Here is a 9,014-nt window from a genome sequence, read left to right as displayed (position 1 = left end):
AGGCCGCCGACCGCCGGCGCCAGGCCCTGCAGCGGGCCCGCCGTCGGGCGGCCGCCTCGCGGCGCCGCGCCGAGTCCGAGGACCCGGTGCGGGCGAGGAGGGACGAGGAGGCGGTCCGGGGCGACGGACCGCTGGCCGACGAGCTCTTCTCCTGGGAGGAGGAGCCCGAGGACGGGCCCGGGGACGAGCGCGGGCACCGCCGATGACGGTGTGGGACGACCTCGTCGGCCAGGAGGAGGCCGTCGCGGTGCTGCGCCGCGCCGCGGCCCTCGGCAGCGGCGCCCTGGCGCACGCCTGGCTCTTCACCGGCCCCCCGGGCTCGGGCCGCTCGACGGCCGCGCGGGCCTTCGCCGCCGCCCTCCTGTGCGACACCGGCACGGGGTGCGGCACGTGCCACGCCTGCCGGACGGCCGTCCAGGGCACGCACGCCGACCTCCGGGTCGTCGCGACGGAGCTGCTGACCCTGCGCATCGACGCCGTCCGGGAGCTCGTGCAGGCGGCGCAGCGGAGGCCCTCGACGGGCCGGTGGCGGATCATCCTCGTGGAGGACGCCGACCGGATGCTCGAGCGGACCACCAACGTCCTGCTCAAGGCCGTCGAGGAGCCGCCCGAGCGGACCGTCTGGCTGCTGTGCGCCCCCAGCCCGGAGGACGTGCTGCCGACGATCCGCTCGCGGGCCCGACCGGTGCGGCTGCGCGTGCCCCCCGTGGCCGCGGTGGCCGACCTGCTGGTGCGCCGCGACGGCGTCGACCCCGCGATGGCGGCCTTCGCGGCCCGGGCGGCCCAGAGCCACGTCGGCCTCGCGCGTCGCCTCGCGCGGGACGAGGGGGCGCGCACCCGTCGCCGCGAGGTGGTCCGGACCCCGCTGGACCTGTCCGGGCCCACCGACGCCGTCGTCCGCGCCGGCGAGCTCGTCGACGTCGCCTCGGAGGAGGCGTCCTCGTCGACCGCGGAGCGCGACGCTCGCGAGCGCGCCGAGCTGCTGCGGACCCTCGGCGTCGAGCCCGGGCGCGCCGTGCCCCCCGCGCTGCGCTCGCAGGTGCGCGCCCTCGAGGAGGACCAGAAGAAGCGGGCCACCCGGCTGCGCCGCGACGTCCTCGACCGCGCCCTGCTCGACCTCCTGTCGGTCTACCGCGACGTGCTGGTGCTGCAGCTCGGCGCCGACGTCGACCTCGTCAACGCCTCCATGGTCGAGGACCTGAGGGCTCTCGCGAGCCGCGGGGGCCCGGCTGCGACGCTGGGGCGCATGGACGCCATCGGCACCGCGCGCGAGCGCATCCAGGCGAACGTCAACCCGCTGCTCGCGGTCGAGGCGATGTGCGTCGCGCTGCTGCCGGAGCCGGTGGGCGCCGCGTGAGGAGGGCCGTGCGCGCCGGCCGGGCCGCCGCGGCACCGCTCCTGCTCGCGGGCGTCCTGGTCGCCTGCAGCGCGACCCCGCAGCCGGAGGGCGGGCCGGCCACGACGCTGCCCGCGCCGGGCCCGGTCACCGCCACGGCGGGCGAGCCGGCCGCCGACCCGGCCCTCGCGCGGTACTACGAGCAGCAGCCCGCGTGGGTGCCCTGCGGCGAGGCGCGGGAGTGCACGACCGTCGAGGTGCCCGTCGACTGGGACGAGCCCGCGGGGGAGGCCCTGGAGCTGGCCGTCAGCCGCGTGCCGGCCGGGGACCCCGGCGAGCGGATCGGGTCGCTGCTCGTGAACCCGGGAGGGCCGGGGGCCTCCGGCGTCGACTGGGTGGGCTCCGACGCCGCGGCCGTGGCCAGCGAGGCCGTGCGCGAGCGGTACGACGTCGTCGGCTTCGACCCGCGCGGCGTCGGGCGCTCCGACCCGGTCGACTGCCTCGACGACGCCCGGCTCGACGCCTACCTGGCGCAGGACGTCTCGACGGCCACGCCCGCCGACGAGGAGGCGGCGCTCGAGCGCGCCCGCACCTTCGCCGCCGGCTGCGAGGCCGACGCCGGCCCCCTGCTCGGGGAGATCGGCACGCCGTCGGTCGCCCGCGACCTCGACGTCCTGCGCGCCGTCCTCGGCGACGAGCGGCTCACCTACCTCGGCAAGTCCTACGGCACGCTCATCGGGGCCGAGTACGCGCGCGCCTTCCCCGAGCGCGTCGGGCGCCTCGTGCTCGACGGGGCCCTCGACCCGGCGAGCACGGCCGACGACGTGGCGCTCGGGCAGGCCCGCGGCCTCGAGCAGTCGCTGCGGGCCTTCGCCACCGCCTGCGTCGGCGGCGACGTCGACGACTGCCCCCTGGGCGGCGGGCAGGAGGGGGAGGAGGGCGTGCAGGCCGCCCTCGACGAGGTGGCCGACCTGCTGGGGCGCGCGGGGGACGAGCCGCTGCCCACGGGGGACCCGCAGCGGCCCCTCACGCAGCCCCTCGCGGCGACGGGCGTGGTGGCCGCGCTCTACGACGAGGGGTACTGGCCCACCCTCGCGGGTGCCCTGCGGCTGGCCCTCGACGGGGACGGCTCGGGGCTGCTGGCCCTCGCGGACGCCTACGCCGGGCGCCTGCCCGACGGGTCCTACAGCAGCAACCTCCTCGAGGCCTTCACCGCCGTCACGTGCCTGGACTACCCGGCGCCGCCGGAGGACCAGCAGAGCCAGGACCGCCTGCGCGAGCAGCTGGAAGAGGCCGCGCCCACGCTGTCCGGCCTGCTCGTGGGGGAGGACGTCACGTGCGACGTCTGGCCCGTGCCGCCCGTGCGGACGCCCTCGCCGGTGGAGGCACCGGGGGCCGCGCCCGTCCTCGTGGTGGGCACCACGGGCGACCCGGCGACCCCGTACGCGTGGGCCGAGTCCCTCGCCGACCAGCTGGACGCGGGGCGGCTGCTGACCTACGACGGCGAGGGGCACACCGCCTACCTGCGCTCGTCGGAGTGCGTCGACGGCGCCGTCGACGGCTACCTGCTCGACGGCGTCCTGCCCGGAGAGGGCGCCACCTGCACCGGTTGACGCCTCGGGAGGAGCCCGGGACATGCCCCGGGAGAGGGCTTTCGGCATGCGGCGGGCCCGGGTTGAATGATCATCAGACGAGCGTCGCCCGACCGGGTGGCCGCAGACCCCGGGAGTCAAGATGGTCCGCCAGAACCCCGAGCCTGGTTCCATGACCACGACGAAGAGCACTCGCCGCACCGCCCGCCGCGCCCTCAGCGCCCTCCTCGGCGCCGCTGTCCTGGGTGGCTCCCTCCTCGGCGCGACGGGCGCCGCGAGCGCCGCGACGGGTCGCGCGGACGCCCACCGCTGGGAGGCGGCTGCCGTCTCCCGCGCGGACGCGCACCGCTGGGAGGCCAAGACGGCGGGTCGCGCGGACGCGCACCGCTGGGAGGCGAAGACGGCGGGTCGCGCGGACGCGCACCGCTGGGAGGCGAAGACGGCGGGTCGCGCGGACGCGCACCGCTGGGAGGCGAAGACGGCGGGTCGCGCGGACGCGCACCGCTGGGAGGCCAAGACGGCGGGTCGCGCGGACGCGCACCGCTGGGAGGCGAAGACGGCGGGTCGCGCGGACGCGCACCGCTGGGAGCGCGTCGTCCTCACCGAGCGCTCGGACGCGCACCGCTGGGAGTGAGGACGGGCTCCGTCGTGCCGGCGCCTGCCGGCTCGGCTCGGCGCCCGTAACCTCGGCCGGAGGACCGACCACGCACCCGAGGGGGTGGAGCCGTGAGCAGTGCGACGGGGCAGTCCGCCGCGGGCTCCCGCCCCTCGCCGCCGGCGACGGACGTCGAGGCCGGACCCGAGCCCGGCGGGACGCGCGGCGGCCTGAGGTGGATCGGCTGGCTCACCTTGGCGATGGTCGTCGCGGGCGCCGGCCTGCTGGCCCTCGGGGGGGCTCCGGTCGCCGCGGAGCTGCGGCCCGTGGGCCTGCTCCTCGCCCTGCTCGTGGTCTTCGCGGTCACCGAGGTCCTCGTCATCCACCTGCCGACGACGCGGACGGCGCACTCCTTCTCCCTGCGCGAGCTGCCGGCCGTCCTGGGCCTCGTCTACCTCGAGCCCACCGGCTACGTCTTCGTCTACCTCGTGGGCGCCGGAGCCGGGCTGGTGCTCTGGGAGCGGCAGCGCGGCCGCAAGCTCTACTTCAACCTCGCCCTCTTCTTCCTCGAGGCGTGCCTCGGGGTGACGGTCTTCAGCCTCCTGGCCCCGCCCGGTGGTGACGTCGGCGTCGGCACGTGGTTGGCCGTGCTCGTCGCCGTGCTGCTCACGGACGTCGTCTCCTGGCTGGCGGTGAGCGTCGCGATCCTGGCCGTCGAGGGCAGCCTCAGCCGCACCCACGCGTTCCGGACGCTCGCGGCGGGGCTGGCCGGCGCCCTCATCAACACGTCCATGGCGCTGCTCGTCGTCGTCCTCGTGGCCGAGCGCCCGGCGGCCCTGTCGCTCGTGGCCGTCGTCGTCGTGATGCTGGCCGTCGGGTACCGCGCGTACCTGTCGGTCGTGGACGGCCACAACCGCCTCCAGGCGCTGTACCGCTTCGTCGGCTCCACCGGGACGGCGTCCGAGCTCGACGACACCCTGCGGTCGGTGCTCGGCGAGGCCGGCGAGCTCCTGCGGGCGGAGAAGGCCGAGCTCGTCCTCCTCGGCGAGGGCGGCGACCCGGCGGTGCTCGTGTCGCTGTGCCCGCGCGACGGCCTCACTGACCGCCCCGTGCCGGACGGCGAGCTGGCCGCGTCGTGGTGGTCGGGCGCCGTGGCGGGCGAGTCGGTCCTCCTGCCGAGCGACGTCCGCGAGGGCAGGACCCCCGACGCCCCCCGGGACGGCATCGCCGTGCCCGTGCGGTCCCCGGGCTTCCGCGGCGTCTTCCTCGTCGCCGAGCGGTCCTTCGAGAAGGAGACCTTCGACGCCCGGGACCTCCAGCTCTTCGAGACGCTCGGCGCCCACGCCGCGGTGACGCTGGAGAAGGCCCGGCTGGTCGACCGGCTGCGGCGCGTGGCCGCTGAGCGCGAGCACGACGCGCTGCACGACGCCCTGACCGGTCTGCCGAACCGCCGCGCCTTCAACGAGGCCGTCGCCCGGACGCTGGGCGCCGGCGTCGGTGGCGCCGTGCTGCTCATGGACCTCGACGACTTCAAGGACGTCAACGACACGCTGGGCCACCGCGCGGGGGACGAGCTGCTGCAGGTGACGGGCCGGCGGCTGAGCGCCCTCGTGGCGGACGACCCGACCGGCGGCGCGGGCGCCGGCACCGTGGCCCGCCTCGGCGGCGACGAGTTCGCCGTCCTCCTGCCGGGCGTGGGCCCGGACGCCGCCGTGCTGCGCGCCCGCGACATCCTGGCGTCGGTCACGGCCCCCGTGCCCATGCAGGACATCACGCTGACCACCACGGCGAGCATCGGCGTCGCCCCCATCCCGCCCGACGCCCGCGACAGCGACGAGCTGCTCGTCCACGCCGACGTCGCGATGTACGCCGCCAAGGCCTCCGGCGCCGGGGTGTCCCCCTACGTCCCCGAGGACACCGACGCGGTGCACCGGCGCCTCGCCCTCGCCGGCGAGCTGCCGACGGCCATCGAGCACCGGGGCTTCGAGGTGTGGTGCCAGCCCCAGACCGACGCGCGCACGGGCGTCGTCACGGGCGTGGAGGCCCTCCTGCGGTGGTGGCACCCGTCCTACGGCTGGGTCCCGCCGACCGAGGTCGTCGCCATCGCCGAGCGCACCGGCCTCCTCGGGCGCCTCACGCTGGCGGTGCTCGCCGAGTCGCTGCGGCTGCGCTCGGAGTGGGCGCGGGCCGGTCACGAGCTGGACATCTCCGTCAACGTCACGGCGCGCGACATCTCCGACCTCTCGCTGCCGGGCTCCGTGGGCGCGCTCCTCGCGGCGACCGGGACGCCGCCGGCGGCCCTCGTGCTGGAGATCACCGAGAGCGGCGTCATGAGCGACCCGGAGCGCAGCCTGGAGGTCCTCGCGGCCCTGCACCGCCTCGGCGTCGGGGTGAGCGTCGACGACTTCGGGACGGGGCACTCCTCCCTCGCCTACCTCGAGCGGCTGCCCGTCAACGAGGTGAAGATCGACCAGTCCTTCGTCAAGCGCCTCGAGCTCGAGGCGACGGACTCCACCGTCGTCCGCTCGATCGTCCTGCTCGCCCACGACCTCGGGATGCGCGTGGTCGCCGAGGGCGTCGAGAGCGACGTCGCCCGCCAGCGGGTCCAGGCGCTGGGCTGCGAGCTCGTCCAGGGGTTCGTGGTCGCCCGCCCGATGCCGGGCGACCAGGTGCCCGGGTGGGTGGCGGGGCGGACCCCGGAGCCGCTGCGCGGGTGAGCCCGCGCCCGGCCGTCCTCGTGCGCGCGGAGCCGCGAGGGCGCCTCTAGGGTGCGCTCGTGAGCGCCCTCGACACCCTGCCCGCCGCCCTCGACGGCACCCCGCTGGACCCCGCAGCGCTCGAGGGGCGCGCCGTCCTCGTCGTCAACGTGGCCTCCCGCTGCGGCCTGACGCCCCAGTACGAGGGCCTCGAGCGGCTCGCCCGCCGCTACGCCGACCGGGGCCTCGTCGTCCTCGGGGTGCCGTGCAACCAGTTCCGCGGCCAGGAGCCGGGGACGGCGGAGGAGATCGCCGAGTTCTGCTCGGCGACGTACGGCGTCAGCTTCCCGCTCACCGAGAAGCTCGACGTCAACGGCGACGACCGCCACCCCCTGTACGACGCGCTCGTCCCGACGCCGGACGCCGACGGCGAGGCGGGGGACGTGCAGTGGAACTTCGAGAAGTTCCTCCTCGCCCCGGGCGGGGAGCCGGTCGCCCGCTTCCGCCCCGGTGTCGAGCCGGAGGACCCCCGGGTGCTGTCCGCCCTCGAGGCGCACCTGCCCGCCGGCGCCGCCGGCTGACGGCACCGGGCCCCGCGGGCGGGACGCCGGGCGGTGTCCGCGGCCCTCGGGTCGAGAGCACGGGCCGGGGACCGGTAAGGTCTGGCCCCGTCGCGCTCCGGCGCGCACGCCGCCTTAGCTCAGTCGGCTAGAGCGACGCACTCGTAATGCGTAGGTCGTGGGTTCGACTCCCACAGGCGGCTCGGCAGAGGCCCCCGGCGCTCCGGCGCGCGGGGGCCTCGCTCGTCCCGGGGCCGACCCGGAGGGGCCGGGCTCAGAGCGCGCCGCGGCGGCGCAGCTCGCGCAGGCGCGCGAAGACGTGGCGCCGCACCGCGTCGGCGTCCGCGGCGGTCGTCCCCTCGAAGCGCAGCCCCACGAGGGTGGCCCGCGTCCCGTGGCGGTACCGGCGGTGCACCACCCGGGCCGCGAGGGGCCCGGGCAGCCCCTCGAGCGGCAGGTCCAGGTGCACGAGCTCGTCCTGCTCGAGCCGCAGCGCGACCGGGTCGACGAGGCAGCGCGCGCCGCTCTCGCTGAGGTCCTCGACGACGACCTCGAGCACCTGCCCCGCCCCCAGCCCGTCGGCCGCCCGGCCGATGCGTCCGCGCAGGTCCACGGGGGCCCGCACGGCCTCGCGGCGCTGGACGCGCTGCGGCGCCCCGGTCACGACGGCAGTCCAGCCGTCGTCGGAGAGGTCCCGCACGAGCACCGGCACCCCGACGACGGAGCCGGCCTCGCTCCAGACGAGGTCGACGGCCTCGTCCTCGACGAGGCGCGAGGCGGCGCCGAGCAGGTCGGCGGGGCGCTCCAGGACGAGCCGGTCGGGTCCGACGGCGACGACGCGGGCGGTGAGGGGCACGTGGGCGCGGTGGGGCGCGACGTCGACGAGCGACCCGGTCGGCGGCGCCTCGTCGGCGGGCAGGAGGGCGCGCGCGGTGCTCGACGTGCCGGCCACGGGACCTCCTCGCGCCCGCGCCGCGCGGGCTCCCAGCACCCCATCGACCGCGCGCGGCCCCACCTGAACCCTCCGCGGCGCCCGGGCGCGGCCATCGCCCGCGGTGACCGGCACACTGGTCGCCATGTGCGGCCGCTACGCGAGCTCGGTGCGCGACGCCGAGGTCGTCGACCTGCTGGACGTCGACGAGGTGGTGGGGGAGGAGCTCCCGCCGTCGTGGAACGTCGCCCCCACCGACGACGTGCGCGTCGTGCTCGAGCGTCCGCAGCGGGACGACGACGGGGTCGGCGCGGCGGCCGCGCCCGCCCGCCAGCTGCGCACCGCTCGCTGGGGCCTCGTGCCGTCGTGGTCGAAGGACCTCTCCACGGGCGCCCGGATGATCAACGCCCGCTCGGAGACGCTCACGGAGCGCTCGGCGTTCCGGGTGGCCGCCGCGCGGCGCCGGTGCCTCGTGCCGGCGGACGGCTACTACGAGTGGCAGGCCGTGCCCGGGCAGCGGCGCAAGACGCCCTGGTTCCTGCGCGACGGGGACGGCGCCCTGCTCACCTTCGCCGGGGTCTACGAGCTCTGGCGCGACCGGTCGCGCGACGACGACGACCCGGGGCGCTGGGTGTGGTCGGTCGCCGTCGTCACGACCGCGGCGCACGACGCGCTGGGGGAGATCCACGACCGCACGCCGCTCGTCGTGCCGCCCGGCGCCCGGGCCGACTGGCTCAGCACCACCACGACGGAGCTCGAGGAGGTGCGGGAGCTCGTCGCCTCGCTGCCGGAGCCGCACCTGGTGCCCCACGTCGTCGGCCCCGAGGTCGGCGACGTCCGCCAGGACGGCCCGCACCTCGTCGAGCCCCGGGCCCGGGACGACGGCGAGCAGGACTCCGTCGCGGGGACGGGGGGCCCGGCGTGAGCGCCGCCGCCGAGCGGGCGCGGCTGGTCGTCCTCGGCGCCCGCTCGGGCGCGGTGCTCGGCCTCGTGGCCGGCCTCGTCAGCGGCCTCGCCCTGCTGCTGCTCGGCGGTGGCGGGTCCGGCGCCCTGCTCCTCGTCGCCGCCGCCGTCCTGCTGTCGGCCGCCGTGGGGTCGGCCACCGGGGCGGTCGGCGGCCGGCTGCTCGCGGCCCAGCTGGAGTCGCCCGCGGGCGTCCGGCCCCTGCCCGTGGTCGTCACGACGGCGCTGGTCGCGGTGGCCGCGCTCGTGCTCGTCTCGGCCCTGCTGGGGACGGCGTGGGCCGGCCCCGGCTTCGCGGGGCTCGCCGCCGTCCTGGCTCTCGTGCGGGTGGGCGGCCAGGC

General features: G+C 77.5%; 8 protein-coding genes, 1 tRNA gene and 1 pseudogene. 9 read left to right on the top strand and 1 reads right to left on the bottom strand.

Translation table 11 applies throughout. From position 1 onward, the window contains the following. From HLB09_RS09495 to HLB09_RS09465, 7 genes are all read left to right on the top strand, one after another. Positions 1 to 206 (top strand): hypothetical protein (locus HLB09_RS09495; RefSeq protein ID WP_212770832.1); only part of this gene is annotated, 206 nt, incomplete at its 5' end. After that, on the top strand, positions 203 to 1,357 hold the full coding sequence (locus HLB09_RS09490; RefSeq protein ID WP_171203141.1) for a DNA polymerase III subunit delta': 1,155 nt from the start codon (positions 203 to 205) through the stop codon (positions 1,355 to 1,357). The genes HLB09_RS09495 and HLB09_RS09490, both read left to right, overlap by 4 nt. Before the next feature lie 8 nt (positions 1,358 to 1,365). After that, a complete protein-coding gene (locus HLB09_RS09485; protein ID WP_171203140.1) occupies positions 1,366 to 2,949 on the top strand; it encodes an alpha/beta hydrolase in 1,584 nt (527 codons plus the stop codon). 151 nt (positions 2,950 to 3,100) lie between these two features. Further along, on the top strand, positions 3,101 to 3,562 hold the full coding sequence (locus HLB09_RS09480) for a hypothetical protein (RefSeq protein ID WP_171203139.1): 462 nt from the start codon (positions 3,101 to 3,103) through the stop codon (positions 3,560 to 3,562). A 92-nt stretch (positions 3,563 to 3,654) separates the two neighbouring features. After that, the gene (locus HLB09_RS09475) at positions 3,655 to 6,240 is read left to right on the top strand and encodes a putative bifunctional diguanylate cyclase/phosphodiesterase (RefSeq protein ID WP_171203138.1); all 2,586 of its coding nucleotides are present in this window, start codon (positions 3,655 to 3,657) and stop codon (positions 6,238 to 6,240) included. A gap of 59 nt (positions 6,241 to 6,299) precedes the next feature. After that, positions 6,300 to 6,800, top strand: a complete 501-nt coding sequence (locus HLB09_RS09470) for a glutathione peroxidase (RefSeq protein ID WP_171203137.1) — start codon at positions 6,300 to 6,302, stop codon at positions 6,798 to 6,800. 108 nt (positions 6,801 to 6,908) lie between these two features. Next, positions 6,909 to 6,982 (top strand) — tRNA-Thr (locus tag HLB09_RS09465). 71 nt (positions 6,983 to 7,053) lie between these two features. On the opposite strand, the gene HLB09_RS09460 is transcribed toward HLB09_RS09465, so the two are convergent. Then, the gene (locus HLB09_RS09460; protein ID WP_171203136.1) at positions 7,054 to 7,731 is read right to left on the bottom strand and encodes a flagellar brake protein; all 678 of its coding nucleotides are present in this window, start codon (positions 7,729 to 7,731) and stop codon (positions 7,054 to 7,056) included. Positions 7,732 to 7,855: 124 nt separating this feature from the next. Here HLB09_RS09460 and HLB09_RS09455 point away from each other — a divergent pair, with 124 nt between their 5' ends. Both HLB09_RS09455 and HLB09_RS09450 read left to right on the top strand, forming a co-directional pair. After that, the gene (locus tag HLB09_RS09455) at positions 7,856 to 8,635 is read left to right on the top strand and encodes an SOS response-associated peptidase (protein ID WP_171203142.1); all 780 of its coding nucleotides are present in this window, start codon (positions 7,856 to 7,858) and stop codon (positions 8,633 to 8,635) included. After that, positions 8,632 to 9,014: pseudogene (locus tag HLB09_RS09450) on the top strand (hypothetical protein); the annotation flags it as partial. The gene HLB09_RS09455 and the pseudogene HLB09_RS09450, both read left to right, overlap by 4 nt.

Source organism: Pseudokineococcus marinus, assembly GCF_013004605.1.
Lineage (GTDB): Bacteria > Actinomycetota > Actinomycetes > Actinomycetales > Quadrisphaeraceae > Pseudokineococcus > Pseudokineococcus marinus.
This window is presented reverse-complemented; position numbering and strand designations above follow the sequence as displayed.

Coding starts and splice junctions, on each gene's coding strand:
- HLB09_RS09490 (WP_171203141.1), top strand. CDS start 203: ATGACGGTGTGGGACGACCTCGTCGGCCAGGAGGAGGCCGTCGCGGTG.
- HLB09_RS09480 (WP_171203139.1), top strand. CDS start 3,101: ATGACCACGACGAAGAGCACTCGCCGCACCGCCCGCCGCGCCCTCAGC.
- HLB09_RS09455 (WP_171203142.1), top strand. CDS start 7,856: ATGTGCGGCCGCTACGCGAGCTCGGTGCGCGACGCCGAGGTCGTCGAC.